The organism is Mesobacterium hydrothermale, from assembly GCF_035818635.1.
In the GTDB taxonomy this organism is placed as follows: domain Bacteria; phylum Pseudomonadota; class Alphaproteobacteria; order Rhodobacterales; family Rhodobacteraceae; genus Mesobacterium_A; species Mesobacterium_A hydrothermale.
On the sequence record NZ_JAYLLH010000031.1, the window covers coordinates 20,284 to 44,756 of the forward strand.

A 24,473-nucleotide genomic window follows, 5' to 3' on the forward strand; every position below is an offset into this window, starting at 1 on the left:
GGCCGCAGGCCAAGAGGGGCAGCGCCCCTCACTCCGCTGCCATCTTCCGCACACGGCGTTTCTCGGCATGCGCCAGCGCCGCCTCGCGCACCCAGGCACCGTCGTCCCAGGCCTTTTTCCGTGCCCGGATCCGGTCGCGGTTCATCACCCCGCCGCCCTTCACCACGCGCCAGAACTCGTCCCAGTCGATCGGTCCGTGGTCATAGCCCTGCTTGTCCTCGTTCCACTTGCAGTCGGGATCGGGCACCGTCAGCCCCAGGTATTCGGCCTGCGGAATGGTGGCGTCGATGAATTTCTGGCGCAGTTCGTCATTGGTGAAGCGCTTGATCTTCCACGCCATCGACTGATCGGAATGCTGGCTGTCGGCATCGTGCGGGCCGAACATCATCAGCGCCGGCCACCACCAGCGGTTCAGGCTGTCCTGTGCCATCTGCTTTTGTTCGGGTGTGCCCTGCGCCAGCGTCATGACGATTTCATAGCCTTGCCGCTGGTGAAAGGATTCCTCCTTGCAGACCCGGATCATCGCGCGGGCATACGGCCCGAAAGAACAGCGGCACAGCGGGATCTGGTTCATGATCGCCGCGCCATCGACCAGCCAGCCGATCATCCCGATATCGGCCCAACTGAGCGTCGGGTAGTTGAAGATCGACGAATACTTGGCCTTGCCCGACAGCAATTCCTCGGTCATCTGCGCGCGGCTGACGCCCAGCGTTTCGGCGGCGGAATACAGGTACAGCCCATGCCCGCCTTCGTCCTGCACCTTGGCCAGCAACGCGGCCTTGCGCTTCAGGCTGGGGGCGCGGGTGATCCAGTTGCCTTCGGGCAGCATCCCCACCACTTCGGAATGGGCGTGTTGACCGATCTGGCGCACAAGCGTGCGGCGATAGCCCTCGGGCATCGCGTCGTTGGGTTCGATCTTTTCCTCGGCGTCGATGCGGCGCAGGAACGCCTCAAGGAAGTCCGGCGTCTCGTGCGTGCTGTTGTCAGCCCCGATCAGACCTTGCGAATACATGGGCGCTCTCCCTCCCAATCTGGTGGCGCGAATATATGTTACGAAAACGAAAAATGAAAGAATTTTCGTAACACGTTTGACCGGGTTGCAATTCGCCGTGCAGACCCTCACCTTGCCGCCATGACAGGGACGGTTCTGACCTTTGGCCACGGCTATGTGGCGGATGCGCTGGCGGCGCGGATGATGCCCGACGGCTGGGCCTTCATGGGCACCACCCGCGATCCCGACCGCGCAAAAGCGTTGCAATCACGAGGGATTGCCCCGGTCGACTGGGCGCAGGACGCGGTGCACCGGGCGTTGGATCGGGCGACCCACGTTCTGGTTTCCGTCGCGCCACGGGGCGGCGGCGATCCGACGCTGGACGCCTTCGGCGGTTTGATTGCCGCGCGCGCGCCGCATCTGCACTGGGTCGGTTACCTGTCCACGACCGGCGTCTATGGCGATCATCACGGCGGCTGGGTGGACGAATCCACACCGCTGACCCCGGCAACAGAACGGGACGCGGCCCGAGTCGCGGCAGAGGCGGCATGGGGCACCGTTCCGCACCTGCCGCTGCACATCTTTCGCCTGCCCGGCATCTATGGTCCGGGTCGCAGCGCGTTCGACCGGCTGCGCACGGGCACGGCGCAGCGGATCGTCAAGCCGGGGCAGGTGTTCAGCCGGATCCATGTCGACGACATCGCGCAAACGCTTGCCGCTTCGATCGCGCAGCCGAACCCGGGCGCGGCGTACAACGTTGCCGATGACGCGCCCTGTGCACCGCAGGATGTGATCGCCTTTGCCGCGGACCTGCTGGGGGTCGAACCGCCCCCCGAAGTCCCCTTCGAACAGGCAAACCTGAGCCCCATGGCCCGCAGTTTCTATGCCGAAAGCAAGCGGGTCAGGAACGACAGGATCACGTCCGAACTGGGGGTTGACCTGCTTTGTCCCACCTATCGTGAGGGGCTGCGCGCGATCCTGTCGGCCGAAACGCAAGCCAATGGTTCCCCGACCCTGGACGGGGTTGGATAACGCCCGCGTTCAGGCCCGCTTGCCCAGGCTTTCGACGCCCAGCACCGACAGCACCTTTGCCTCGATATCGGCGGCGTTCATCCCGGCCACGGCGTACATGTCGGCAGGGTTGGCCTGGTCGATGAACGTATCGGGCAGAACCATGCTGCGGAATTTCAGCCCGGTGTCGAACACGCCTTCATCCGCCAGAAGCTGTGCGACATGGCTGCCAAAGCCGCCCACCGCACCCTCTTCGATACATATCAGCGCCTCGTGCTCCGCGGCCAGCCGCAGGATCAGATCGCGGTCCAGCGGCTTGGCAAACCGCGCGTCGGCCACCGTCGGGGTGATGCCCTTGGAACCCAGCGTTTCGCAGGCTTTCAGCACCTCGCCCAGCCGCGTGCCGAACGACAGGATCGCCACCCGGGAGCCGTCGCGGATCATCCGGCCCTTGCCGATTTCCAGCACCTCGCCGCGTTCGGGCAGGTCCACGCCTTCGCCTTCGCCGCGCGGATATCGGAAGGCGATGGGCCCGTCGTTATGCGCCGCGGCGGTGGCGACCATGTGTTTCAACTCGGCCTCGTCGGCGGCGGCCATGACCACCATGCCCGGCAGGTTCGCCATATACGCGATGTCGAAAGACCCGGCGTGGGTCGCGCCGTCGGCCCCCACAAGGCCTGCGCGGTCGATGGCAAAGCGCACCGGCAGGCGCTGGATCGCCACATCGTGCACGACCTGATCATAGCCGCGTTGCAGGAAGGTGGAATACATCGCGCAGAACGGTTTCATCCCGCCCGCGGCCAGACCGGCAGCAAAGGTCACGCCGTGCTGTTCGGCAATGCCTACGTCGAAACAGCGGCTGGGATAGCGTTCGGCAAACAGGCTCAGGCCGGTGCCGTCGGGCATCGCGGCGGTCACGGCACAGATCTGGCTGTCCTCGGCGGCGGCCTGCAACAGCGCGTCGCCAAAGACGCTGGTATAGCTGGGCGCGTTCGACGGCGCCTTTTTCTGCTTGCCGGTCACCACATCGAATTTCGCCGTGGCGTGGCCCTTGTCGTCGGCGGTCTCGGCCGGGGCATAGCCCTTGCCCTTGCGGGTCAGCACATGGATCAGGATCGGCCCGGTTGCACGCTGCCGCACGGTGCGCAGCACCGGCAAAAGCTGGTCCATGTCATGCCCGTCGATCGGACCAAGATAGCTGAAGCCCAGTTCCTCGAACAACGTGCCGCCAACGGCCATACCCTTGAGCATTTCCTTGGCACGCTTGGCGCCTTCGCGGAACGGTTCGGGCAGCAGGCTGACCGCGCCTTTGGCGGCGGCCTTCAGGTCCTGGAACGGTGCCTCGGCATAAAGCCGGCTCAGGTAGGTCGACAGCGCGCCAACGGGCGGGGCGATGCTCATCTCGTTGTCGTTCAGGATAACGATCAGGCGTTTTTTCAAATGGCCGGCGTTGTTCATCGCCTCGAATGCCATGCCCGCGCTCATGCTGCCGTCACCGATCACGGCAATCGCGTCGCCATGGCCGGTGTCGCAACTGCCGCCCAGGTCGCGCGCCACGGCAAAGCCAAGGGCGGCGGAAATCGAGGTGCTGGAATGCGCCGCGCCGAACGGGTCAAACGGGCTTTCGCTGCGTTTGGTAAAGCCTGACAGCCCGCCCTTTTGGCGCAGGGTGCGGATGCGGTCCCGCCGCCCGGTCAGGATCTTGTGCGGATAGCTTTGGTGGCTGACATCCCAGATGATCTTGTCGCGCGGGGCGTCGAACACCGCGTGCAGCGCCACCGTCAGTTCCACCACGCCAAGGCCCGCGCCAAGGTGACCGCCGGTTTCCGACACCGCGCTGATCGTTTCAGCCCGCAGTTCCTGAGCGACCTGCACCAGTTCGGCATCTGAAAACTGTTTCAGATCGGCGGGCAGGTGAACGCGGTCCAGAAGCGGGGTCGCGGGTCTTGCAGACATGGGGCGTCCTTTACGGCCTAGTTGCGGCGCGAGATAACGAAACGGGCGGCGTCCTTCAAGGTTTCCGCCTTCTCTCCGTATATATCTAGGGCTGTGCAGGCCTCGTGCACGAGTTGCGCAGCGCGGCGTTTTGCCCCCTCCAGCCCCAACAGGCTGACAAAGGTGGCCTTGCCACGGCCCGCGTCCTTGCCCACGGCCTTGCCGACGGTTTCGGCGTCGCCTTCGACATCCAGCACGTCGTCCCAGATCTGAAAGGCCAGGCCAAGCGCATCGCCAAAGCGGCGCAGGGGCGCGGTATCGGCCCCGGCCAACCGTGCCCCGGCCATCGCCGACCAGGTGATCAGCGCACCGGTCTTGCCAGCCTGAAGGTCGGTGATCTGGTCCAGTGTCAGGGGCGTGGTCGCGGTTTCGGCGGCGATGTCCAGCGCCTGCCCCAGAACCATGCCGCGCGCGCCCGCCGCCTGTGCCAAGGACAGCGTCAGATCCGCCCGGACCCCGGCATCGGGGTGGCAGCGCGGATCGGCCACCAGTTCGAACCCCAGCGATTGCAACGCGTCGCCGACAAGGATCGCGGTCGCCTCGTCCCATTTGCGGTGCACGGTGGGCAGGCCCCGGCGCAGGTCGTCATCATCCATTGCAGGCAGGTCATCGTGCACAAGGCTGTAGGCGTGGATCGCCTCGATCGCCGTGGCAGGCCAGATCGCGCGATCCGGCGAAACGCCATGCAGCGCCGCGCCTTCCAGCACCAGGAACCCGCGCAGCGCCTTGCCGCCCCGCGTGGCATAGCCCATCGCCTGGGTCAGCGGCAGCGGGCGCAAATTGCCCAGAACAGTCTCAAACTGGGATTGGATCCGCGTCGCGGCATCCTGAAGCGCAAAGGGAAACACCTTGGCTCACAGCCCTTCGACCGGCTTTGTCCCGGTCGGGTTGCCGTCGCCGTCCAGCGTGATCGCGGCGACCTTTTCCTCGGCTTCCTTCAGCTTCTGTTCGCAGCGCTTTTTCAGCGTCGCGCCGCGTTCGTACAGCGTGATCGAGTCCTCAAGCGGGACGTCGCCGCGCTCCAACTGCCCCACAACCTTTTCCAGTTCGGCCATGGCCTGTTCAAAGCTCATTTCCTCGACGGGGGTATCGGTCATTTCGCGGCCTCCAACAGTTCCTCGACATGCGCCTTCGCGCTGTTCGCGAGCGCCGTCAGATCATACCCGCCTTCCAAAGTCGAGACCACGCGGCCGCCGCAGATCTCTGCCGCGATCTGGCACAGTTCGCGCGTGACCCAGCGGAAATCGTCCACCGTCCAGTTCAGCTGTGCCAGCGGATCGTCCTGGTGCGCGTCGAACCCGGCAGAGATGATCAGCAGTTCGGGCTGGAACGCCCGCAGCCGCGGGAAGACCTGCGCGGTATAGGCCGCGCGCATCTCTGCCCCGGTCGACTGTGGCGGCAGGGGGATGTTCAGCACGTTGTCATGCGCGCCGCGTTCGCTGGCCTCGCCCGTGCCGGGCCACAGCGGCATCTGCTGGCTGGTGATCGTCAGCGCGCGCGATTCGTTCCACAACAGGTCCTGCGTGCCGTTGCCATGGTGGACATCGAAATCCACCACCGCCACGCGCGCCAACCCATGCCGCTCCAGCGCATGTTTCGCCGCCAGCGCGGCGTTGCCGAACAGGCAGAACCCCATCGGCGTTGCGGTTTCGGCGTGGTGACCCGGCGGGCGGATCGCGCAGAACGCATTGCCAACGTCGCCCCCCAGCACCATGTCTGTGGCTTTCAGCACCGCTCCCGCCGCGCGATAGGCCGCGTTTATCGAGCCCGGCGACATGTAGGTGTCACTGTCCAGCTGGACATTTCCGGTGTCGGGCAGGGCCTTGCGCAGCCCGTCAAGATAGGCTTGCGGGTGGATCAGCGTCAGGTCGCTGTCCTCGGCCATCGGCGCGGTCACGCGCAGCAGGTCCAGCGGTTCAAGCGCGTGCAGAACGTGTTCAAGGCGGGCCACCCGTTCGGGGTGACCGGCAGGCGTGACATGGGTCAGGCAATCGGCGTGGGTGATCAGAGCGGTTATCATGGCCAGACCCTAGTCAGCCTGAAACGTCGGCACAAGCATCAGCAGATGTCAGTCGGGCGCCAGCATGTAGCCTGCGCCGCGCACCGTTTGCAGATAGCGCGGCTGTTTCGGGTCGGATTCCAGCTTGCGCCGCAACCGGGTGATCTGCACGTCGACCGCGCGCTCCTGGCTCTGCCCCCGGTCGCGGCCCAGGTCCTCGACCAGTTTGGACCGGCTGATCGCCTCTCCGGGCTGGGCAGCGAAAATGCGCATCAGCTGCGATTCTGTCGCGGTCAGCCGCACCAGTTCGTCCCCGCGCCAAAGCTCGCCCCGGTCGATGTCATAACGGATCTGCCCCAGCGCCAGAAGCTTTGGCGTGGTCGAGGTTTCGACCGGGTCGGGCATCCGCCGCAGAATCGCGTTGATCCGCAGCAGCAATTCCTTGGGTTCGAACGGTTTCGCAAGATAGTCGTCGGCGCCGGCTTCGAACCCGGCAATCCGGTCCTCTGTTTCCGATTTCGCGGTCAGCAGCAGGATCGGCGTGTCAGATGTTTCGCGGATCGCGCGGGTCAGGCTGACGCCGTCCTCGCCCGGCATCATCACATCCAGCACCAGCATGTCGAAATCCAGCCCGACCAGCAGGCGGCGGGCATGGGCCGCGTCGCGCGCGGCGCTGACAAGGAAGCCGTTGCGGATCAGGAATTTCTGCAACAGCCCGCGAATGCGCTCGTCATCGTCGACGATCAGAAGATGGGCATCGGTGTCACTCATTACGGCCCTCCCGCATCGCGTGATACTGGGCGCGCAATTCGCTGTCCATCATCGCTTCCAATACCTTCTTGAACCCGGCCACTGCTTCGGGTCCCGCGTTGCGATAGGCGGCGCGCATCCGCGACCGCTGGGCATCGGACAATTGCCGTTCCAGCGCCGCGCCTTCGCCGGTCAGGTACAGATGGCGTTCGCGCCGGTCGGCGCGGCCGACGCGACTTTCGACAAGCCCGTCTTCGATCAGCGTGCGCAGCACCCGGTTCAGCGATTGCTTGGTCACCCCCAGCGTACGCAGCAGGTTGTTGACGGTGGTGCCGGGGGCCGCATTGATGAAATGCAGCGCGCGGTGATGGGCGCGGCCATAGCTGAGCCCGGCAAGGATACGATCAGGATCGGCGGTAAAGCCGCGATAGGCAAAAAACATCGCTTCGATGCCCTGCCGCAACTGTTCATCGGTCAGGAACAGCAGCGTCTCGTTCCCGGCGGGATGCGGCGCGCGGGTGTCGGTCATGGTCTGCTCCTTCTTGCCCTGCCTGATTTTAAGTCAGTCTTGTTGACATTCCAAGTCTGAACTGGTAGCGAATCGCAGTTTTCGCGCAACTATATGTTCGCATCGGACATAAATTGCGCAACATATGAAAAGCACCCGAAGGAGGATGGGCATGGCCGGAGCATATGATGATCGCGATGGAAAAATCTGGCTGGATGGCCAGATGGTCGACTGGCGTTCGGCCAAGGTCCATGTCCTGACCCACGCTCTGCACTATGCCAGTTCCGTTTTCGAAGGGGAGCGCGCCTATAACGGCAAGATCTTCCTGTCGCGGCAGCATTCGGAGCGGCTGCATTTCTCGGCCGGCGAACTGGATTTCAAGATCCCCTTCAGCGTCGATGAAATCGAGGCCGCAAAGCAGGAGGTGTTGAAGGTCAACGGTTTCACCGATGCCTATGTCCGTGCGGTTGCGTGGCGCGGCGCCGGCGAAGACATGGGTGTCGCCTCGGCCCGGAACCCGGTGCGCCTTGCGATCGCGGCATGGGAATGGGGCAACTACTATGGCGATGCCAAGTACCAGGGCGCCAAGCTGGACATTTCCAAGTGGAAGCGCCCCAGCCCGGAAACCATCCCCGTGCACGCCAAGGCGGCGGGTCTTTACATGATCTGCACGATCTCGAAACACGCTGCAGAGGCCAAGGGCTGTTCCGACGCGCTGTTCATGGATTACCGCGGCTACGTGGCCGAGGCGACGGGCGCCAACATCTTCTTCGTCAAGGATGGCGAGGTGCACACGCCCAAGCCCGACTGCTTCCTGAACGGCCTGACCCGTCAGACCGTGATCCAGATGCTCAAGGAAAAGGGCATCGCCGTGCATGAACGCCACATCATGCCGGAAGAGATGGAAGGCTTTGAACAGTGCTGGCTGACCGGCACCGCGGCAGAGGTCACCCCGGTTGGCCAGATCGGCGACTATCGTTTCGAGGTTGGCGCGCTGACCCGTGACATCGCCGAAAGCTATGAGGCGCTGGTGCGCAGCTAAGCTGGCACAGCGGGCGAACCGCGGCTTTTGTTTGCTGCGAGCGACGCCCGCCCTGCGGATCGAACCAGACCCCGGGCCGTGTGCCCGGGGTTTTTTGTCAGGCCTGCGATGTGGCCCGCAGCATCGCGGTGTTGGACTGGATCAACCCGTTCATTTCCGAAATCCGTGCAAGGTGGGTTTCGATCGCCTGCTGGCAGTAATCCAGCTGGTGCACGATCCCGGCCAGCGCTTCGCCGGAATCTTCCAGCGCGGCGCTTTCGATCTTGCACATCATCCGGGTCGAACTGAGCCCGGTGACATAGCGGTTCATGTCCAGCACACTGCGGGCAAGGTTGCCAGCCTCAAGCTCCACCACTTTCAGGGCCTCTGCCGCGCGCTTGCGATAGTCCAGCGCTTGCTGGCGCAGACGCGCGCTTTCGCCCGGCACGTCGATTTCATCGTTGGTCAGGCTTGATGTCTGCCGCCCGAAGCGCTGTGCCATTTGCACCTGCAACGCCGCCGCACAGGCCAGGAACTGCCCGGTAAAGATCGAATCGCGGATACGGGCAAAGGGGCTGTCCTTGCCGTGGCTGAAGGCATGCACCCACGCGGTCATTTCATCCAGCATCGCGCCATAGTTGATCGAAATCGCGCTGATCGGGCCGCCTGCGTTTTCCAGCCGCGACGCGAGGATCCGCATGTTCATCGGCACCGTGCGGATCGTCCGAAAGGCATGCAGCATTTCCGAGGTTTCAACCTGCACCTGCATGATCGCGTCCGACATGGTCAGGAACCGGTGTTGCCAGCTTTCGGGGGACCGTTCCGTCCGGCTGAGCTGTTCGCGCATTTCCGTCATCAGTGCGACCGACGAGAAATTGGCATAGTTGGTATACCCCATCTCGGCGATCCGCTGTTGCAGACGGCCGGCACTTTGTTCGGGTGTCAGGCCGTCCTGTTCGTCGGCCAGCAGGTCTTCGTACAGGGCGATGACCTTGCCGTGCAGCGGGCTGGTGGGTTTCAGCCGGACCGAAACATAGCCGTCATTGCTGGGCGCGGCGACGGCAAACACCCAGTAGAACCGCCCGTCGGCGGACCGGTTCTTGACATAGGCGCCGATGGGTTGACCCGATTTCAGCACCTGCCAGAACAGCCAGAACACGCCCTTGGGCATGTCCGGGTGGCGCACGATCTTGTGCGGGGCCCCACGCATCTGGGCCCATTCATAGCCCGATACCCGGCGGAATACGCCGTTGCAGGCCTGGATCACCCCGCGTTCATCGGTGCGGGAAAAGAACATTTCGGCAATGTCAAACGGCACCTCGCCCGGCAGCAGGCTGAGGTGATCGAACGAACGCTTGCGGTCAAGAATGGTCATGCGGCCGGGCCCCTGGCAGATCGGAATGCCCGGAGCATCGGGCCAAGCCGTTGCCAAAAGATGAAAATCGTACAGACGGTTCAGTCGATTTGTACGGGGCGCGCTTCGATCACGACAAAGGCCTGCGCCCAGGGGTGGTCGTCGGTCAGCGTGACGTGGATGATCGCCTCGTGTCCCGGCGGTGTCATCTGGTCCAGCCGTTCCCGGGCCCAACCCGTCACCGCCATCACCGGCTGACCGGTGGGCAGGTTGGAAACCGCCATGTCACGCCAGGAAATGCCCATGCGCAACCCCGTGCCAAGCGCCTTGGAACAGGCCTCTTTCGCGGCCCAGCGTTTGGCATAGGTGCCGGCCACGTCCTTGCGGCGTTCGGCCTTGCGCTGCTCGACCTCGGTGAAGACGCGATTGCGGAACCGGTCGCCGAACCTGTCCAGCGTCGCGGCGATCCGGTCTATGTTCGCAAGGTCGGTGCCGATGCCAAGGATCATCCCTCGACCCTTAGATCATAGACGGTGATCCCCGCCGCGCCGCCGTCGCACAACGCCACCAGACGCGCGCCCAGGGCGCGGTGGTCGGGGTCCCGGGCATAGGTCGCCAGTGCCTCGGCATCGGCAAAGTCGATGGTGAACCCGGCGGGATACTCTGGCGTCTTGCCTTCGAAATCCGCGTTCGGACCGCAGACAAACCCGCCTGCGCCCGCCAGCCGCCGCGTCAGCGCCTGAAGCCCCTGCATCACCTCGTCCAGCGCGTCTTTGTCCGCATCGGGCCGCAACCGCAGGAAGACACAATGCCGGATCAAGTCCGCGCCTCGTCCATCAGGCGGCGCATTTCGCGGATTGCCGGGTCCAGGCCCAGAAAGATCGCCTCGCCGATGATGAAATGGCCGATGTTCAGTTCCATCACCTCGGGAAAGGCGGCAACGGGTTTCACGGTGTCATAGGTCAGGCCATGGCCGGCGTGCACCTCAAGCCCGAGGCTGTAGGCATAGGCCGACATTTCGCGCAGCGATTTCAGTTCCGCTTCGGCGTCGTCCATCCGGCCTTCGGCGAAGGCATCGCAATAGGCGCCGGTGTGCAGTTCGATCACCTGCGCGCCGATCCGGTTGGCGGCCGTGATCTGTGCCTCATCCGCGGCAATGAAGATCGACACCCGGCAGCCGGCGTCACGCAGCGGGGCGATGAAATGGGCCAGCTTGTTTTCCTCGCGTGCGACTTCCAGTCCGCCTTCGGTGGTGCGTTCCTCGCGCTTTTCGGGGACGATGCAGACGGCGTGCGGCTTGTGACGCAGCGCAATGGCCTGCATTTCTTCGGTCGCCGCCATTTCCAGGTTCAGCGGAATCGACAGCTCTGCCATCAGCGCGTCGATGTCGGTGTCGGTGATGTGGCGGCGGTCCTCGCGCAGGTGCGCGGTGATGCCGTCTGCGCCCGCTGCCTCGGCCAGTTTGGCCGCGCGCAGCGGATCGGGATAGGCCCCGCCACGGGCGTTGCGCACGGTGGCGACATGGTCGATGTTCACGCCCAGACGAAGACGGCCGGCAAAGCTCATTTGATCAAATCCTTGATGGTTTTCGGAGAATTTAGTCCGCCTTGGCGCTCGCGTCAGCCTGTTTCTTGTGTTTCAGCGCGGCGAGTTTCGCCTTGAGCACACCCTTGCGGCGGTTCTGGTAGACCCGGATCACCGGCACCGACAGGTAATAGGCCACAAGCCCGGCGATGATACCGGGGATGATGCCGCCGATCATGTAAGGAAAGAACACTTCGTTGTAGAAGATATGCAGTTCGGTCCAGTCCGGCTGCGCACCGTTGAACAGCGACAGCAGGTTTTGCCACAGGTCGCGTCCTGCGCCGTAGAACTTGCTGACAAGGCTGCCATGTTCGGCCTTGCGGTCGAGCCCCAACAGCCAGTTGCCGGTAGTCATCGCGGCGACGCCGATCGGCACATAGGTCAGCGGGTTGCCAAAAAAGGTCGACAGCAGCGCGGCAAGGATATTGCCGCGCATCACCGTGGCGATGATGGCGGCGGTCAGGAAGTGCAGGCCGTAAAACGGGGTGAAGGTGGTGAAGACACCGGCAAAGATGCCGCGCGCGATCTTTTCCGGCGGATCGGGCAGGCGGTGCAGGCGATGGCGCACGTAACGCGCTGCCCTGGCCCAGCCGCCGCGGGGCCAGAGGGCTTCTCGGATAATTCTCCAGAACGGTCGCCTGTCGCGGCGCTTGAAGACCATCCTGGTGTCCTTCCTTGCTTATTCTGCTGCCGCCGTTCGGGCGGCGAGGCTCGGGTCACGTCTGCGCGCCACGCTGGCCACATCGCTTTCCGCTTCCAATGCTGACATGAGCGAATGCAGGTGTTCTGCATCCCGCAGGTCGATATCAATAAGAAGGCGGTAGAAATCCGGTTTACGATCCACAAACACTAGGTCCGTGATATTGGCCTTGCGCTCTCCAATCAATGTGCAAATCCGTCCCAGCACACCGGCGTCGTTCCCAATCGTCAATTCCAGCGTAACCGTATAGATTGCCGGGTGTTTTCCGCTGGCCCAGTGCAGGTCGAGCCAGCGCGACGGCTGGTCTTCGAACTCTTCCAGCGCGGCACAGTCGATTGTGTGAACCGTAACACCCTTGCCGCGGAAGGTGATGCCGACGATTCGTTCGCCTGGAAGCGGCTGGCAGCACGGCGCACGATCGAAGGATTGGCCGGGCGACAGGCCGATCAGCGCCCGCTTGCGCTCGATCTCGTCGCTGTCATGGCTGGCCAGGTCGGGATAGACCGCCTGCACCACGTCCTGCGCCGTCAGTTCGGCGCTGCCGAGGCGGGCCAGCAGGGTTTCGATATCGGGCAGCCGCAGGGTACGGGCGGCGCTTTCCAGGGTCTTGTCGCTGGATTTCTTGCCGACATGTTCAAAAGCGGACCGTGCCAGTTCCGCGCCCAGCTTGACAAAGCGTTCGCGGTCGGCCTCGCGCAAGGCCCGCCGGATTGCGGACTTGGCCTTGCCGGTGATGGCGATGTCCAGCCAGGTGGCCTGCGGCTCCTGGCCCTGGGCGGTGATGATTTCAACCGACTGGCCGTTCTTCAGCCGGGTCCACAACGGCACGCGCAGCCCGTCGACCTTGGCGCCGACACAGCCCGAGCCGATCCGCGTGTGGATCGCATAGGCGAAATCCAGCGGCGTCGCCCCGCGCGGCAGCTGAACCACGTCACCCTTGGGAGTGAAGCAGAACACCTGGTCGGAATACATTTCCAGCTTCACCGCTTCGAGGAATTCGTCGTGGTCGTCCTCGCCGTCGAACTGTTCGGTCATCGACGCGATCCATTTCGACGGATCGACGGCGAACGGGTTATGGCTGCGCACCCCGTCGCGATAGGACCAGTGCGCGGCCACCCCGGTTTCGGCCACGTCATGCATCTGGCGGGTGCGGATCTGCACCTCGACCCGCTTGCCGTCGCGGCCCGACACAGTGGTGTGGATGCTGCGATAGCCGTTCGACTTGGGCTGGCTGATGTAATCCTTGAACCGGCCCGGAACCGCCAGCCAGCGGCGATGGATCACCCCCAGCGCGGCATAGCAGTCTTCGTCCGACCGGGTGATGACGCGGAAGCCGTAGATGTCGGACAAGCGCGAAAACGCCAGGTCCTTTTCCTGCATCTTGCGCCAGATCGAATAGGGTTTCTTGGCGCGGCCGAACACCTCGGCCTTGATCCCGGCCTTGTCCAGTTCCGACCGCATGTCGGACGTGATCCGGTGGATGACGTCACCGGTTTCCTTTTGCAGCGTGATGAACCGGCGGATGATGCTGGCGCGCCCATCGGGGTTCAGCACGCGAAAGGCCAGGTCTTCCAGTTCTTCGCGCATCCATTGCATGCCCATGCGGCCTGCCAGCGGCGCGAAGATATCCATCGTTTCGCGCGCTTTCTGAACCTGCTTGTCCGGCCGCATCGCCTTGATGGTGCGCATATTGTGCAGGCGGTCGGCCAGCTTGACCAGGATCACCCGCAGGTCCTTGGACATGGCCATGAACAGCTTGCGGAAGTTTTCCGCCTGCTTGGTTTCCGTACTGGACAGTTGCAGGTTGGTCAGCTTGGTGACGCCATCGACCAGCATGGCGATTTCGTCGCCAAAGGTCTTGGCGACCTCGCTGTAGGTGGATTTGGTGTCTTCGATGGTGTCGTGCAGCAGCGCGGTGATGATCGTCGCATCGTCCAGCTGCTGTTCGGTCAGGATCGCCGCCACGGCGACCGGATGGGTGAAATACGGCTCGCCCGAGTGCCGCAACTGCCCCTCGTGCATCAGGCGGCCATAGTCATAGGCCGCCCGGATCAGGTCTGCGTTGGTCTTCGGGTTGTAGTTGCGGACCAGGGCAATCAGGTCATCGGCAGGAATCATGGTGCCCCGTTATCTCCTGCGGTGCGGCCTTAGCCTTGCCCCTGCGCTTCCATCAGGGCGCGAAGCAGCTTTTCCTCGGACATGTCGTCGTCGGCGGGCTTGTCGGCCTCGGCGCCCATCAGCAGAGCCATCGAATCCTCTTCCGGCTCGTCCACTTCGATCTGGGTCTGGTTGGCCTCGATCAGACGTTCGCGCAGTTCGTCGGCGGATTGGGTTTCCTCGGCGATTTCGCGCAGGGCGACAACCGGGTTCTTGTCGTTGTCGCGGTCGACGGTCAGGGCAGCCCCTTCCGAAACCTCGCGCGCACGATGTGCGGCCAGCATCACCAGTTCAAACCGGTTGGGAACCTTGTCTACGCAGTCTTCAACCGTCACGCGGGCCATGAGGAATCTCCGAAACTTATCTGGGTCGACGTCAGAAGCTGCCTAAGTAGGGCCTTGACCGGAAAAACGCAAGCCGGGAATCACAGGGGTTTCACCTCTGTAACGTCATCTTGTGGCAAGTCGGTCAGCATCTGGCGCACCGTGCGGTGCAGTGCCGGGTGGCGCCAGTCGGGCGCGATGTCGGCCAGCGGCACCAGCACGAAGGGCCGGTCCTGGATCCGCGGATGCGGCAGGATCAACCGGTCGGGGGCCTCGGCGCGCTGGCGTTCGATCGGCAGCGCCTGCCAGCGATCGAAGGTGGTGCGGTCAGGCAGAACGCTGTCACCGATGGCCAGCAGGTCAAGGTCAATCGACCGCGCCTGCCAGCGCCCGCCCCGTTCGCGGCCAAACGCGGCCTCGATCCGGTGCAGCTGGCCCAGGATTTCGGGGGCGACGAGGTCGCTTTGCACGGCGACGGCGGCATTCACATAGTCCGGCCCGGCGCCGGCCGGAAAGCAGGGCGTCGCGAAAAACCGGCTGATCCGGCGCAGCCGCAGCCCATGCGCGGCAAATGCTCCCAGTGCATGGCGCAGCGTTTGTGCTGAATTTCCAGCCCAAGACGGCTGGTTTGCCCCCAGCGCGACCAGGATTTCTTGCCTGAATTGCATCATAAGAGTACCCTTGATACATAGACGCGCTTGAAGCGCGACGTAAAACGCATAGAAACAAAGCTACTAGGCTCTGCGGCCATTTTACACTCACGGACGTAAGCAGGGCCTTTTCGTGAAAGGATTTTTGATGTTTTACAAGGACGAACGGCTGGCGCTGTTCATCGATGGATCGAATCTGTACGCCGCCGCGAAGGCGTTGGGATTTGATATCGACTACAAGCTTCTGCGCCAGGAATTCGTGCGTCGTGGCAAGATGTTGCGCGCGTTTTACTATACCGCCCTTCTCGAGAACGACGAGTATTCCCCGATTCGACCGCTTGTCGATTGGCTACACTACAACGGTTTCACAATGGTGACGAAGCCGGCCAAGGAATACACCGACAGTCAGGGGCGACGTAAAGTAAAGGGCAACATGGACATCGAACTGACCGTCGATGCCATGGAATTGGCCCCGCGCGTCGATCACATTGTGTTGTTTTCGGGGGATGGCGATTTCCGTCCGCTGGTGGAAAGCCTTCAGCGCCAGGGGGTGCGGGTTTCAGTGGTCTCGACCATCCGCAGCCAGCCGCCGATGATCGCTGATGAACTGCGCCGACAGGCCGATAATTTCATCGAACTGGATGAATTGCGCGACGTGATCGGCCGCCCGCCACGGGAACAGACCGCGGAACGCCGGTTCGAGGTCGCCGGGGACAAATGAGCGCCGCACATGCCTGAGGGAGTGGGGCCCGGGGCAAGATGACGGAACTCGCAACACTTGCTGGGCTGTTCGCTGTCGCGTTCGGCGCAGCCACCTTGTTGCCGATCCAGTCCGAAATCGTCTTTGTCGGCGTTCAGCTGTCAGGGGTGGTGCCGCTTTGGGCGCTTGTCGTCGTGGCCAGCGTGGGCAACACGCTGGGCTCTGCGCTGAACTATGTCCTGGGTCTTTACGTTGAACACTTCCACGGTCGCCGGTGGTTTCCGGTGACCGAGGAACAACTGGAGCGCGCCCAGAAATGGTATGCCCGCTGGGGCATCTGGACGCTGCTTTTCAGTTGGGCACCGTTGGGCGACGCGATGACGGTGATCGCGGGCATCATGCGCACGCCGTGGTGGCTGTTCCTGACGCTGGTGTCGATTTCCAAGACCGCGCGGTACATCGTGCTGGCCTGGATCACCGCCCATGTCAGTTCCTGAGGTCAGTTGCGGAACGCCGCCGCCCGCGCGTTGATGTCGTTGTGGATCGCGATCACCTCGTCGGGCCAGGTGCTCTTGATATAGGCCAGCACGTCCAGAACCTCGTCCATTGTCAGAACATCGGCAAACCCGGACATGCGGGATTTGTAGGTGCCGCCGATGATCGCCTCTGTCCCCAGCGCGGTGATCTGGATCAGCAGCGGGTCAGCGTGGTGCCAGGTGTGGCCGGTTTCGTCATGCGGCGGGGCCGGCATGTAGCCGTCCGCGTCGGGCGCTTTCCAGTTCGGCTCGCCTTCCAGCTTTGCGCCATGACAGGCGGCGCAATGGTCCTGGTACAGCACCGCGCCGTTTTCCACCCGCGCCGCGTCCTGATAAGGCAAAAGGCTTTCGGCAAGGGCGGGGCCACCGGTCAGCGCGGCGGCAAGGGTCAGCTGTCTGAACATGTCTCTCTCCCATGTTTTGCGCACTAAACTGGGTTCCCGCGCTGGACGCTCAAGTCACACCGGCGTGAGCCGCGCAGGACTGGACCGGCGCGCCGCGACAGGCTAGGTCAGCCGCAACGACGGAGGCCTGCCATGACCAAACCCGCCCTTGCCCTGTATCTTGCCGCGCCGCGCGGGTTCTGTGCCGGTGTCGACCGGGCAATCAAGATCGTCGAGATGGCGCTGGAGAAATGGGGCGCGCCGGTGTTTGTCCGGCACGAGATCGTGCACAACAAATACGTGGTCGACGACCTGAAATCCAAGGGCGCGGTGTTCGTCGAGGAACTGGACGATTGCCCCGACGACCGGCCGGTGGTGTTTTCCGCCCATGGCGTGCCGAAATCCGTCCCGGCCGAAGCGGCGCGGCGTGAAATGGTCTTTGTCGATGCCACCTGCCCGCTGGTCAGCAAGGTTCATATCGAAGCGCAGCGCCACGCCGAAGCGGGCCTTCAGATGATCATGATCGGCCATGCGGGCCACCCTGAAACCATCGGGACGATGGGGCAATTGCCCGACGGAGAGGTCTTGCTGGTCGAAACGGTCGAGGACGTGGCCGGTGTGACGGTGCGCGACCCGGCGAAGCTGGCCTTTGTGACGCAAACCACCCTGTCGGTGGATGATACGGCGGATATCGTGGCGGCCTTGCAGGCGCGGTTTCCCGCCATCGTCGGCCCGCACAAGGAAGACATCTGTTACGCCACCACCAACCGGCAAGAGGCGGTTAAGGCGATTGCCCCCAAGGTGCAGGCGATGCTGGTGGTGGGCGCGCCCAATTCGTCGAACTCGCGCCGCCTGGTCGAGGTCGGCCGCCGCGCGGGCTGCGGCTATGCCCAGCTGGTGCAGCGGGCGACGGATATCGACTGGCGCGCGCTGGAGGGCGTGACTTCGGTCGGCATCACCGCCGGCGCCAGCGCGCCCGAGGTGCTGATCGAAGAGGTGATCCAGGCGTTCCGCGACCGGTTCGACGTGACCGAAGAAGTTGTGGAAACCGCCCGCGAGGACGTGGAATTCAAGGTGCCGCGCGTGCTGCGGCAGGCGTAACGCGCCCTTGCCCCGCGCAGCCCTCTGGCTGGCAGGGTGGGGTTCGGTGTGAACCATCTGGACAAAGGCGAAGATCGGCGCCGTGCCACGGGGGCAGACTGTACCCGGGGGGCGTAAACCCCCGGGTCACCCGGTTGGGGCGGGTCGATGAACCCTCCCCGGGTTTGTCGGGCCGAATGGCTGGTGGGCCATCCGCATCCGTCATCTTCGGCGTTGCAACAGGGGCAAGGTGCCCGCAGGGGCGTTCAGGTTCGGTTAACCCGCCGCGCGGTGGGGGCAGGGGCGAAACGCGGTCGCCGCCTTTGGTCTGGCCCCCAGGGTCCGGTGACGCTAGAAACCGGGGCAGCGCAGCACCAAGAGGCACCCATGCCCCAGATCCCCCGTTCCGCCCTGATCCTTGGCCTTGCCGGTCTCGTCCCCTTTGTCTGGGGCGCGTTGACCGTGGTGAACGACGGGCTGGCGGACTGGGGGCTGCGTACGCTGGGCGGGCGGTTCGTCGGGCCCTATGTGCAATTGTTCTATGGCTCGGTCATCCTCAGCTTCATGTCGGGCGTGCTGTGGGGGTTTGCCACCAGGGCCACTGGCCGTCAGGCCGCCACCGGCTATGCCCTGTCGGTGATCCCGGCGCTTTGGGCGTTTTTCATGACCGGCGGCGGACCCGCCAGCGCGGCGCTGAACCTGATGACCGGCTTTGCCGGGTTGTTGCTGCTGGACTGGGCGTTCTGGCGCTGGCAGCTTGCCCCCGATTGGTGGATGGCGCTGCGGGTGCCGCTGACCGCCATCGTCCTGTTGTGCCTGTCCATCGGGGTGCTGATATGAGCGACCGTGAAACCATTGCCGTCTATGACGCCCGCGCCGCGGAATACGACCAGATCACCAAGGCCGAAGAGCCCGGCACGCTGCTGAAGGCCTTCGTTGCCGCATTGCCAAAGGGCGCAAGGGTGCTGGACCTTGGCTGCGGTCCCGGCGGCGCGTCGCGGGTGATGGGCGCACGGGGGTTCATCGTCGACGGAATGGACGCCTCTGCCGAGATGGTGGCACTGGCCGGTCAGCACCCGGGCGTGACCGCCTGGCAGGCAGAGTTTTCCGATCTGGATGCCGACGGCATCTATGACGGGGTCTGGGCCAATTTCAGCCTGCTGCACGCGCCGCGCGACGACATGCCGAGCCACCTGGCCGCGATCAAGCGAGCGTTGCGCCCCGGCGGGGTGTTCCATGTCGCGGTGAAGGAAGGCGACGGCAGCCGGCGCGACGGGATCGGGCGGCTATATACCTATTACACCGAAACGGCGTTGCGGGGGCTGCTGGAACAGGCCGGGTTCACCCCGCGGGAATTCCGGTCGGGGGTCGATATGGGCCTTGACGGGGTCGAGGCACCGTGGATATCCGTCCTCTCCCATGCCTGATCTTTTTGCCTATACCGATGGTGCGTGTTCCGGAAATCCCGGCCCTGGTGGCTGGGGTGTGCTGATGCGCGCCATGAACGGCGATACCGTCCTGAAAGAGCGCGAACTCAGCGGTGGCGAGGCCCAGACGACCAACAACCGGATGGAACTGATGGCCGCGATCATGGCGCTGGAAACGCTGGATCGTCCCAGCGCGCTGACGGTCGTGACCGACAGCGCCTATGTCAAGAACGGGGTGACCGGCTGGATCTTCGGCTGGAAACGGAACGGCTGGAAGACGGCGGCGAAAAAGCCCGTCAAGAACGCCGAACTGTGGCAGCGGCTGGATGCGGCGCAGGCGCGACACACCGTGACGTGGAAATGGGTCAAGGGCCATGCCGGGCACCCGGAAAACGAACGTGCCGACGAACTGGCCCGCGCGGGCATGGCGCCGTTCAAGGGATAGGGCGGGCGTTCAGGACCGGTTGCCGTAGGTCTTCCACAGCCAGATCAGCACCAAAGACCCGAGAATGGCACCGATGAACCCGGCTGCCGCCCCCATCACCGCCAGCAGCGCCCGCAGCACCAGACCACCGATCAGCGCCCCGGCGATGCCGATCGCCATCGTGACCACGATGTCGGTTTCCATCTTCATCGCGCGGGTGGCCAGAAAACCCGCCGCGGTGCCGATGATGACCAGCCAGAGAATGCCCATCGGTGCCTCCTGTCAGCGTTTGCGGAACCGGGTCGGCACGATGATCAGCGCGCCGATGGACGCGATGATGGCATTCCAGCCCGGTCTTTGAAAGCCAAAGCCGAACATCACCCAGACGAAGTAGAACAGCAGCGCCCCGCCAAGGCAGATGATGACCGAGGGCAGCACGCCGTTGCGCGTGACCCCGCTGCGTTCCGAAATCACACCGACGATGCCCGCAATCAACAGCGTGCCGATCAGCGATGGGAACATGGGTCTATCCTCCGAATGTGGTGCCTTTGGGCACCGCTGTCCCGCGCAGGAAAGTGGCCGCATCCTGCGCGCCCTTGCCGGCCTTCTGTGCCATGGTCACCTGAATCGCCCCGTCGCCGCAAGCGATCCGCAGCGTGTCGTCCAACGCAGCGCCCGCCGGGCCGGTTCCGTCCGCAAGGCGGGACTTCAGCAGCTTCACCCGCTCGCCCTGCAGCGTGGTCCAGGCCCCAGGAAAGGGCGACAGGCCTCGGATCTGGCGATCCACCTCGACCGCCGGGCGGGTCCAGTCGATCTGCGCCTCGGCCTTGTCGATCTTGGCGGCATAGGTCACGCCGTCCTCGGGCTGCGGTTCTGGCGTCAGCTCGGGCAGGCGGTCCAGCGCCTGGACGATCAGTGCGGCGCCCATGGCTGACAGGCGGTCGTGCAGGTCCGCGGTGGTTTCCTCCGCGCCGATGGGCGTCGTTTCGCGCAGCAGAACGGGGCCGGTGTCCAGCCCGGCTTCCATCTGCATGATGCAGATGCCGGTTTCCCTGTCGCCCGACAGGATCGCGCGATGGATCGGTGCGGCCCCGCGCCAGCGCGGCAAAAGCGAGGCATGGATGTTCAGGCACCCGAAGGCCGGCGCATCCAGAACGGCTTGCGGCAGGATCAGCCCATAGGCGACAACCACGGCGACATCGGCGTTCAACGCGGCGAAATCCGCCTGGTCCTCGGGCGATTTCAGCCGTTCGGGGTGGCGCACCGGCAGGCCCAGCGCTTCGGCCCGGGCCTGCACCGGGGTCGGGCGGTCCTTCTTGCCGCGTCCGGCCGGGCGCGGCGGCTGGCAATAGACGGCGGCGATCTCGTGACCGGCATCGACCAGCGCCTCCAGCACCGGGACGGAAAATTCAGGGCTGCCCATGAAGACGATGCGCATGTGTTCCTCCGTTTCGGCGGGGGTGGGTCCCGGCCTTAGCCCAGCTTGCGCGCCTTGCGCAGCAGCATGTCGCGTTTCACCTTGCTCAGCCGGTCGAAGAACAGCTTGCCGTTCAGGTGGTCGATCTGGTGCTGGACCGAGGTCGCCCAAAGCCCGACGAAATCGCGTTCCTCGACCTCTCCGGCGGCATTCAGAAAGCGCACGGTCACAGCACGCGGGCGTTTGATTTTCGCCGACACGCCCGGCAGGTTCGGGCTGGCCTCGTCATGGTCGCGCAGGTGGATGCTGGCATGCAGCACCTCGGGGTTGGCCATGCGCACGGCCTGCCCGCGGGTTTCCGAGGCATCGACCACGGCCAGCCGTTTCAGCACACCGATCTGGTTGGCGGCAAGGCCCACGCCGGGCATCGCCTCCATCGTGTCGATCATGTCGTCCCAGATCGCGCGGATCTCGTCGGTGATCTGTTCGACCGGCTCGGCCACGGTTTTCAGCCGCTTGTCCGGCCAGGGCAGGCAGGGGCGCACGGTCATGTCAGGGCCTCGTATTCCGCGATCAGGGCGGCGCGGGCACCGGGGGACATCCGGTCCCAGTGCAGCAGCCCGTCAAGGTGGTCGGTTTCATGCTGGACGATGCGCGCCGCCGCCCCGGTCAGGGTGACGCGCCGGGGCAGACGGTCCGCGGTTTCATACTGCAAGTCGATCGTCGCGGGGCGGATCACGCGGGCGGATACGCCGGGCACCGACAGGCAAGCCTCTTCGCCCTCTGCCTCTGCGCCCACCGGCACGATCACCGGGTTCAGCACCGCAATCGGGCTGCGCGGCCCGTCCTTCCAGGTTGCGTCCATCACGAAGACCCGCGTCATCACGCCGATCTGCGGCCCGGCCAGTCCCCGGCCATAGGCGGCATACATGGTGTCAAACATGTCGGCGATCAGGGCCGAGACATCCTCTGCCCCGACCGGGTCACAGGGCTGCGACAGCCGCGCATCGGGATATTTCAGAACCGGGCGGACGGTCACATCCGGTCTCGCGCGCGCTCTTTCTTGAGCTTGACCATCTTGCGGGTGATCATCTGGCGTTTCATCGGACCAAGGTAGTCGATGAACAGTTTGCCGTTCAGATGGTCGATCTCGTGCTGGACGCAGGTCGCCCAAAGCCCGTCGAACTCTTCTTCCTGCGGGTTGCCGTTCCGGTCGATCCAGCCCACCTTGACGACCTTGGGGCGCGTCACCTCGGCATATTGTTCGGGGATCGACAGGCAGCCTTCCTCGTAGACATTGGTTTCGTCCGAGCGGGCCAGGACCTCGGGGTTGAACATCACCAGAGGGCGCGGCGTCGCGTCCTTTTCCTTGACGCAATCCAGAACGATCAGCCGGTCCAGAACGCCGACTTGCGGCGCGGCCAGACCGATGCCCGGCGCATCATACATGGTTTCCAGCATGTCGTCGGCCAGCGTGCGCAATTCGTCCGACAGGTCAGAGACAGGGGCGCATACCTTTTTCAGGCGCGGATCGGGATGGATGAGAATGGGCCGTTTCATGCCGCTCATCTAGGACAGGACGCGGAAATGCGCAATATCCCGCACTTGATCTGGCCCCTTGCAGCCGGGGCCAAATCCGCTAGCGTCCGGCAAAGCGAATGACGAGGGAAGAGTATGAGCCAATTCGACGAGGTGATCGACCGCCACGGAACCCATTGCGTGAAGTGGGACATGATGGACAAGGCCTATGACGTGCCGGCTGACAGCGGTCTGGCGATGTGGGTGGCCGACATGGATTTCCGCCCGCCGGCCTGCGTGCAGCACGCGCTGGACGGGATGACCCGGCATGGCATCTACGGTTATTTCGGCGATGACCGCGACTACAAGGCGTCGATCCAGTGGTGGATGCAGAACCGCCATGGCTGGGCGGTGGACCCGTCCTGGGTGTTCTCGACCCACGGGCTGGTGAACGGCACCGGCCTGTGTGTCGATGCCTTTACCGCGCCGGGCGACGGCGTCGTGCTGTTCACCCCGGTCTATCACGCCTTTGCCCGCGTGATCCGCGCGGCGGGACGGAACGTGGTGGAATGCGAGCTGGTCAAGGACGAGGCCGGGCTCTACCGCTATGACTTCGACGCCTATGACGCGATGATGACCGGGGCGGAGAAGATGGTGATCCTGTGTTCGCCGCATAACCCCGGTGGCCGGGTCTGGACGCGCGAGGAATTGCAGGGCGTCGCAGATTTCGCCAAGCGTCACGACCTGGTGCTGGTGTCGGACGAAATCCACCACGATCTGATCATGCCGGGCCACAGCCATATCCCGATGCCACTGGTCGATGACAGCATCGCCGACCGGCTGGTGATGATGACGGCCTCGACCAAGACGTTCAACATCGCGGGCAGCCATACCGGCAACGTCATCATCGCCGACGAGGGCTTGCGCGCGAAATTCGCCGCGCGCATGGGGGCGTTGGGAATTTCGCCGAATTCTTTCGGCCTTTTCATGACGACCGCCGCCTATTCGCCCGAAGGCGCGGCCTGGGTCGACGAGCTGTGCGCCTATATCGACGGCAACCGACAGATCTTCGACGCGGCGGTGAACACCATTCCCGGCGTCACCTCGATGCCGCTGGAGTCGACCTATCTGTCCTGGGTGGATTTCGACGGCATTGGCATGGGCAGCGAGGAATTCATTGCCCGGGTCGAGAAAGAGGCGCATATCGCCGCGAACCACGGTGCGACCTTCGGCACCGGCGGCGAAAGCTTCCTGCGGTTCAACCTGGCCACCCCGCGCAGCCGCGTGATCGAGGCGGCGGAACGTCTGCAAAAGGCCTTTGCCGATCTTCAGTGACCGGTGCGGGTCAGGCCGCCACCGAGAAATGTTCAACCATCGCCGCCAGGTCCTCTGGCGGCGTTGTCGTTCTGACAAGGGCGCAGGCGTTGGGATAAAGCCGCAGCAGCGAACCATCGGAAAAGATAGAGGTGTTGGTGACGAACAGGACTTTCGCCTCTGGCTGGCGATAACCGGCATAGTCGGCAATCGCCAGCGCGCTTCGGTCGCCGATGAAAAGGTCCAGGACGATCACCCGGAAACTGCGTTGGCGCAGCGCCTCGATCGCGCTGGTCTGGGAACTGGTCAGCACCACCTTGGCACCAAGCGTTTCAAGATGTGCCTTCCAGAGCGCTCCAAGCGCGCGGCTGCTTTCAACGATCAAAGTCGACATGATACCGTCCGATCCAATCACCCTGCACCCGGTCTTGGGAGGGCAGTATTTGTTTCAATTGGAAAGAAACCGTTAAGCGCTTGGTCATACCGGTGAACAAATCGTGAGCCAGGCGTGGCGAAACCGGGGGATTTCCCGACTTGCCGACAGGGGGGGGCCTGCTAGTGGATTGAATCCAACATTTGGAACCCTCGATTTCTTGCGGCGATGATGTCGTTGGGGTCTGCCCGCCAAACG

The 24,473-nt window shown here is 64.1% G+C and carries 32 protein-coding genes; 9 read left to right on the plus strand and 23 right to left on the minus strand.

Going from position 1 to position 24,473, the window contains the following annotated elements; genetic code table 11:
* Positions 1 to 28 precede the first annotated feature (28 nt).
* Positions 29 to 1,012 (minus strand): 1,2-phenylacetyl-CoA epoxidase subunit PaaA, encoded by a 984-nt coding sequence (gene paaA, locus VK792_RS16500; protein WP_326298968.1) that lies wholly within the window; start codon positions 1,010 to 1,012, stop codon positions 29 to 31.
* 120 nt (positions 1,013 to 1,132) lie between these two features.
* Here paaA and VK792_RS16505 point away from each other — a divergent pair, with 120 nt between their 5' ends.
* Complete coding sequence (locus VK792_RS16505; RefSeq protein ID WP_326298969.1) at positions 1,133 to 2,023, plus strand: SDR family oxidoreductase; 891 nt, start codon at positions 1,133 to 1,135, stop codon at positions 2,021 to 2,023.
* A gap of 9 nt (positions 2,024 to 2,032) precedes the next feature.
* Here VK792_RS16505 and dxs read toward each other — a convergent pair whose 3' ends face one another.
* The 6 genes from dxs to VK792_RS16535 are packed head-to-tail and all read right to left on the minus strand — an operon-like array spanning position 2,033 to position 7,275.
* Complete coding sequence (dxs, locus tag VK792_RS16510; RefSeq protein ID WP_326298970.1) at positions 2,033 to 3,958, minus strand: 1-deoxy-D-xylulose-5-phosphate synthase; 1,926 nt, start codon at positions 3,956 to 3,958, stop codon at positions 2,033 to 2,035.
* A 17-nt stretch (positions 3,959 to 3,975) separates the two neighbouring features.
* Positions 3,976 to 4,845, minus strand: a complete 870-nt coding sequence (locus tag VK792_RS16515) for a polyprenyl synthetase family protein (RefSeq protein ID WP_326298971.1) — start codon at positions 4,843 to 4,845, stop codon at positions 3,976 to 3,978.
* Between the two features lie 6 nt (positions 4,846 to 4,851).
* Entirely contained in the window at positions 4,852 to 5,094 is a 243-nt protein-coding gene (locus VK792_RS16520) for an exodeoxyribonuclease VII small subunit (protein ID WP_326298972.1), read from the minus strand.
* Positions 5,091 to 6,017, minus strand: a complete 927-nt coding sequence (locus VK792_RS16525) for a histone deacetylase family protein (RefSeq protein ID WP_326298973.1) — start codon at positions 6,015 to 6,017, stop codon at positions 5,091 to 5,093. Before VK792_RS16525 ends, VK792_RS16520 begins: the two co-directional genes overlap by 4 nt.
* A gap of 48 nt (positions 6,018 to 6,065) precedes the next feature.
* Complete coding sequence (locus tag VK792_RS16530) at positions 6,066 to 6,767, minus strand: response regulator (protein WP_326298974.1); 702 nt, start codon at positions 6,765 to 6,767, stop codon at positions 6,066 to 6,068.
* Positions 6,760 to 7,275 (minus strand): MarR family winged helix-turn-helix transcriptional regulator, encoded by a 516-nt coding sequence (locus tag VK792_RS16535; RefSeq protein ID WP_326298975.1) that lies wholly within the window; start codon positions 7,273 to 7,275, stop codon positions 6,760 to 6,762. Before VK792_RS16535 ends, VK792_RS16530 begins: the two co-directional genes overlap by 8 nt.
* Positions 7,276 to 7,426: 151 nt before the next feature.
* On the opposite strand from VK792_RS16535, the gene VK792_RS16540 reads away from it, so the two are divergent.
* Positions 7,427 to 8,296 carry a branched-chain amino acid aminotransferase gene (locus tag VK792_RS16540; RefSeq protein ID WP_326298976.1) on the plus strand — a complete coding sequence of 290 codons (870 nt, stop codon included), beginning with the start codon at positions 7,427 to 7,429 and terminating at the stop codon, positions 8,294 to 8,296.
* A gap of 97 nt (positions 8,297 to 8,393) precedes the next feature.
* Here VK792_RS16540 and VK792_RS16545 read toward each other — a convergent pair whose 3' ends face one another.
* The 8 genes from VK792_RS16545 to folK all read right to left on the minus strand — a co-directional run bounded on the left by VK792_RS16545 (position 8,394) and on the right by folK (position 15,061).
* A complete protein-coding gene (locus tag VK792_RS16545) occupies positions 8,394 to 9,650 on the minus strand; it encodes a PAS domain-containing protein (protein WP_326298977.1) in 1,257 nt (418 codons plus the stop codon).
* Between the two features lie 80 nt (positions 9,651 to 9,730).
* Positions 9,731 to 10,138 (minus strand): holo-ACP synthase, encoded by a 408-nt coding sequence (gene acpS / locus VK792_RS16550; protein WP_326298978.1) that lies wholly within the window; start codon positions 10,136 to 10,138, stop codon positions 9,731 to 9,733.
* Positions 10,135 to 10,449 carry a Dabb family protein gene (locus tag VK792_RS16555; RefSeq protein WP_326298979.1) on the minus strand — a complete coding sequence of 105 codons (315 nt, stop codon included), beginning with the start codon at positions 10,447 to 10,449 and terminating at the stop codon, positions 10,135 to 10,137. Before VK792_RS16555 ends, acpS begins: the two co-directional genes overlap by 4 nt.
* Positions 10,446 to 11,195 carry a pyridoxine 5'-phosphate synthase gene (locus VK792_RS16560; RefSeq protein ID WP_326298980.1) on the minus strand — a complete coding sequence of 250 codons (750 nt, stop codon included), beginning with the start codon at positions 11,193 to 11,195 and terminating at the stop codon, positions 10,446 to 10,448. Before VK792_RS16560 ends, VK792_RS16555 begins: the two co-directional genes overlap by 4 nt.
* A gap of 31 nt (positions 11,196 to 11,226) precedes the next feature.
* On the minus strand, positions 11,227 to 11,874 hold the full coding sequence (locus VK792_RS16565) for a DUF2062 domain-containing protein (RefSeq protein ID WP_326298981.1): 648 nt from the start codon (positions 11,872 to 11,874) through the stop codon (positions 11,227 to 11,229).
* An 18-nt stretch (positions 11,875 to 11,892) separates the two neighbouring features.
* Positions 11,893 to 14,031, minus strand: a complete 2,139-nt coding sequence (locus VK792_RS16570; protein WP_326298982.1) for a RelA/SpoT family protein — start codon at positions 14,029 to 14,031, stop codon at positions 11,893 to 11,895.
* Positions 14,032 to 14,060: 29 nt separating this feature from the next.
* The gene (gene rpoZ, locus VK792_RS16575; protein WP_326298983.1) at positions 14,061 to 14,414 is read right to left on the minus strand and encodes a DNA-directed RNA polymerase subunit omega; all 354 of its coding nucleotides are present in this window, start codon (positions 14,412 to 14,414) and stop codon (positions 14,061 to 14,063) included.
* An 80-nt stretch (positions 14,415 to 14,494) separates the two neighbouring features.
* A complete protein-coding gene (gene folK, locus VK792_RS16580; protein WP_326298984.1) occupies positions 14,495 to 15,061 on the minus strand; it encodes a 2-amino-4-hydroxy-6-hydroxymethyldihydropteridine diphosphokinase in 567 nt (188 codons plus the stop codon).
* Between the two features lie 130 nt (positions 15,062 to 15,191).
* Here folK and VK792_RS16585 point away from each other — a divergent pair, with 130 nt between their 5' ends.
* Both VK792_RS16585 and VK792_RS16590 read left to right on the plus strand, forming a co-directional pair.
* Positions 15,192 to 15,764 carry a LabA-like NYN domain-containing protein gene (locus VK792_RS16585; protein WP_326298985.1) on the plus strand — a complete coding sequence of 191 codons (573 nt, stop codon included), beginning with the start codon at positions 15,192 to 15,194 and terminating at the stop codon, positions 15,762 to 15,764.
* A gap of 38 nt (positions 15,765 to 15,802) precedes the next feature.
* Entirely contained in the window at positions 15,803 to 16,240 is a 438-nt protein-coding gene (locus VK792_RS16590; RefSeq protein ID WP_326298986.1) for a YqaA family protein, read from the plus strand.
* A gap of 2 nt (positions 16,241 to 16,242) precedes the next feature.
* Here the strand turns inward: VK792_RS16590 and VK792_RS16595 are convergent, their stop codons facing one another.
* The gene (locus VK792_RS16595) at positions 16,243 to 16,683 is read right to left on the minus strand and encodes a cytochrome c (RefSeq protein WP_326298987.1); all 441 of its coding nucleotides are present in this window, start codon (positions 16,681 to 16,683) and stop codon (positions 16,243 to 16,245) included.
* A gap of 132 nt (positions 16,684 to 16,815) precedes the next feature.
* On the opposite strand from VK792_RS16595, the gene ispH reads away from it, so the two are divergent.
* The 4 genes from ispH to rnhA all read left to right on the plus strand — a co-directional run bounded on the left by ispH (position 16,816) and on the right by rnhA (position 19,614).
* Positions 16,816 to 17,763 (plus strand): 4-hydroxy-3-methylbut-2-enyl diphosphate reductase, encoded by a 948-nt coding sequence (gene ispH, locus VK792_RS16600; protein ID WP_326298988.1) that lies wholly within the window; start codon positions 16,816 to 16,818, stop codon positions 17,761 to 17,763.
* Between the two features lie 366 nt (positions 17,764 to 18,129).
* Complete coding sequence (locus tag VK792_RS16605; protein WP_326298989.1) at positions 18,130 to 18,582, plus strand: DUF3429 domain-containing protein; 453 nt, start codon at positions 18,130 to 18,132, stop codon at positions 18,580 to 18,582.
* Positions 18,579 to 19,169 (plus strand): class I SAM-dependent DNA methyltransferase, encoded by a 591-nt coding sequence (locus tag VK792_RS16610; RefSeq protein ID WP_326298990.1) that lies wholly within the window; start codon positions 18,579 to 18,581, stop codon positions 19,167 to 19,169. The genes VK792_RS16605 and VK792_RS16610 overlap by 4 nt, the downstream gene beginning before the upstream one ends.
* Positions 19,162 to 19,614, plus strand: coding sequence for a ribonuclease HI (gene rnhA, locus VK792_RS16615; RefSeq protein WP_326298991.1), 453 nt, complete (start codon positions 19,162 to 19,164; stop codon positions 19,612 to 19,614). The genes VK792_RS16610 and rnhA overlap by 8 nt, the downstream gene beginning before the upstream one ends.
* 9 nt (positions 19,615 to 19,623) lie before the next feature.
* On the opposite strand, the gene VK792_RS16620 is transcribed toward rnhA, so the two are convergent.
* From VK792_RS16620 to def (VK792_RS16645), 6 genes are read right to left on the minus strand one after another with little or no spacing between them, the layout of a single operon-like run.
* Positions 19,624 to 19,863, minus strand: coding sequence for a GlsB/YeaQ/YmgE family stress response membrane protein (locus tag VK792_RS16620; protein ID WP_326298992.1), 240 nt, complete (start codon positions 19,861 to 19,863; stop codon positions 19,624 to 19,626).
* Between the two features lie 12 nt (positions 19,864 to 19,875).
* Positions 19,876 to 20,115: a hypothetical protein gene (locus VK792_RS16625; protein ID WP_326298993.1), complete on the minus strand. Its 240-nt coding sequence runs from the start codon at positions 20,113 to 20,115 to the stop codon at positions 19,876 to 19,878.
* Between the two features lie 4 nt (positions 20,116 to 20,119).
* Positions 20,120 to 21,031 (minus strand): methionyl-tRNA formyltransferase, encoded by a 912-nt coding sequence (gene fmt / locus VK792_RS16630; protein WP_326298994.1) that lies wholly within the window; start codon positions 21,029 to 21,031, stop codon positions 20,120 to 20,122.
* A gap of 35 nt (positions 21,032 to 21,066) precedes the next feature.
* Positions 21,067 to 21,561, minus strand: a complete 495-nt coding sequence (gene def, locus VK792_RS16635; RefSeq protein WP_326298995.1) for a peptide deformylase — start codon at positions 21,559 to 21,561, stop codon at positions 21,067 to 21,069.
* A complete protein-coding gene (def, locus tag VK792_RS16640; RefSeq protein ID WP_326298996.1) occupies positions 21,558 to 22,049 on the minus strand; it encodes a peptide deformylase in 492 nt (163 codons plus the stop codon). Before def (VK792_RS16640) ends, def (VK792_RS16635) begins: the two co-directional genes overlap by 4 nt.
* The gene (gene def, locus VK792_RS16645) at positions 22,046 to 22,570 is read right to left on the minus strand and encodes a peptide deformylase (RefSeq protein WP_326298997.1); all 525 of its coding nucleotides are present in this window, start codon (positions 22,568 to 22,570) and stop codon (positions 22,046 to 22,048) included. The genes def (VK792_RS16640) and def (VK792_RS16645) overlap by 4 nt, the downstream gene beginning before the upstream one ends.
* 114 nt (positions 22,571 to 22,684) lie before the next feature.
* On the opposite strand from def (VK792_RS16645), the gene VK792_RS16650 reads away from it, so the two are divergent.
* Complete coding sequence (locus VK792_RS16650) at positions 22,685 to 23,863, plus strand: MalY/PatB family protein (RefSeq protein ID WP_326298998.1); 1,179 nt, start codon at positions 22,685 to 22,687, stop codon at positions 23,861 to 23,863.
* Positions 23,864 to 23,873: 10 nt separating this feature from the next.
* On the opposite strand, the gene VK792_RS16655 is transcribed toward VK792_RS16650, so the two are convergent.
* Complete coding sequence (locus tag VK792_RS16655; RefSeq protein ID WP_326298999.1) at positions 23,874 to 24,236, minus strand: hypothetical protein; 363 nt, start codon at positions 24,234 to 24,236, stop codon at positions 23,874 to 23,876.
* Positions 24,237 to 24,473 lie beyond the last annotated feature (237 nt).

Coding starts and splice junctions, on each gene's coding strand:
- paaA (WP_326298968.1), bottom strand. CDS start 1,012: ATGTATTCGCAAGGTCTGATCGGGGCTGACAACAGCACGCACGAGACG.
- VK792_RS16505 (WP_326298969.1), top strand. CDS start 1,133: ATGACAGGGACGGTTCTGACCTTTGGCCACGGCTATGTGGCGGATGCG.
- dxs (WP_326298970.1), bottom strand. CDS start 3,958: ATGTCTGCAAGACCCGCGACCCCGCTTCTGGACCGCGTTCACCTGCCC.
- VK792_RS16520 (WP_326298972.1), bottom strand. CDS start 5,094: ATGACCGATACCCCCGTCGAGGAAATGAGCTTTGAACAGGCCATGGCC.
- VK792_RS16525 (WP_326298973.1), bottom strand. CDS start 6,017: ATGATAACCGCTCTGATCACCCACGCCGATTGCCTGACCCATGTCACG.
- VK792_RS16530 (WP_326298974.1), bottom strand. CDS start 6,767: ATGAGTGACACCGATGCCCATCTTCTGATCGTCGACGATGACGAGCGC.
- VK792_RS16535 (WP_326298975.1), bottom strand. CDS start 7,275: ATGACCGACACCCGCGCGCCGCATCCCGCCGGGAACGAGACGCTGCTG.
- VK792_RS16540 (WP_326298976.1), top strand. CDS start 7,427: ATGGCCGGAGCATATGATGATCGCGATGGAAAAATCTGGCTGGATGGC.
- VK792_RS16545 (WP_326298977.1), bottom strand. CDS start 9,650: ATGACCATTCTTGACCGCAAGCGTTCGTTCGATCACCTCAGCCTGCTG.
- acpS (WP_326298978.1), bottom strand. CDS start 10,138: ATGATCCTTGGCATCGGCACCGACCTTGCGAACATAGACCGGATCGCC.
- VK792_RS16560 (WP_326298980.1), bottom strand. CDS start 11,195: ATGAGCTTTGCCGGCCGTCTTCGTCTGGGCGTGAACATCGACCATGTC.
- VK792_RS16565 (WP_326298981.1), bottom strand. CDS start 11,874: ATGGTCTTCAAGCGCCGCGACAGGCGACCGTTCTGGAGAATTATCCGA.
- VK792_RS16570 (WP_326298982.1), bottom strand. CDS start 14,031: ATGATTCCTGCCGATGACCTGATTGCCCTGGTCCGCAACTACAACCCG.
- rpoZ (WP_326298983.1), bottom strand. CDS start 14,414: ATGGCCCGCGTGACGGTTGAAGACTGCGTAGACAAGGTTCCCAACCGG.
- folK (WP_326298984.1), bottom strand. CDS start 15,061: ATGCAATTCAGGCAAGAAATCCTGGTCGCGCTGGGGGCAAACCAGCCG.
- VK792_RS16585 (WP_326298985.1), top strand. CDS start 15,192: ATGTTTTACAAGGACGAACGGCTGGCGCTGTTCATCGATGGATCGAAT.
- VK792_RS16590 (WP_326298986.1), top strand. CDS start 15,803: ATGACGGAACTCGCAACACTTGCTGGGCTGTTCGCTGTCGCGTTCGGC.
- VK792_RS16595 (WP_326298987.1), bottom strand. CDS start 16,683: ATGTTCAGACAGCTGACCCTTGCCGCCGCGCTGACCGGTGGCCCCGCC.
- ispH (WP_326298988.1), top strand. CDS start 16,816: ATGACCAAACCCGCCCTTGCCCTGTATCTTGCCGCGCCGCGCGGGTTC.
- VK792_RS16605 (WP_326298989.1), top strand. CDS start 18,130: ATGCCCCAGATCCCCCGTTCCGCCCTGATCCTTGGCCTTGCCGGTCTC.
- VK792_RS16610 (WP_326298990.1), top strand. CDS start 18,579: ATGAGCGACCGTGAAACCATTGCCGTCTATGACGCCCGCGCCGCGGAA.
- rnhA (WP_326298991.1), top strand. CDS start 19,162: ATGCCTGATCTTTTTGCCTATACCGATGGTGCGTGTTCCGGAAATCCC.
- VK792_RS16620 (WP_326298992.1), bottom strand. CDS start 19,863: ATGGGCATTCTCTGGCTGGTCATCATCGGCACCGCGGCGGGTTTTCTG.
- VK792_RS16625 (WP_326298993.1), bottom strand. CDS start 20,115: ATGTTCCCATCGCTGATCGGCACGCTGTTGATTGCGGGCATCGTCGGT.
- fmt (WP_326298994.1), bottom strand. CDS start 21,031: ATGCGCATCGTCTTCATGGGCAGCCCTGAATTTTCCGTCCCGGTGCTG.
- def (WP_326298995.1), bottom strand. CDS start 21,561: ATGACCGTGCGCCCCTGCCTGCCCTGGCCGGACAAGCGGCTGAAAACC.
- def (WP_326298997.1), bottom strand. CDS start 22,570: ATGAAACGGCCCATTCTCATCCATCCCGATCCGCGCCTGAAAAAGGTA.
- VK792_RS16650 (WP_326298998.1), top strand. CDS start 22,685: ATGAGCCAATTCGACGAGGTGATCGACCGCCACGGAACCCATTGCGTG.
- VK792_RS16655 (WP_326298999.1), bottom strand. CDS start 24,236: ATGTCGACTTTGATCGTTGAAAGCAGCCGCGCGCTTGGAGCGCTCTGG.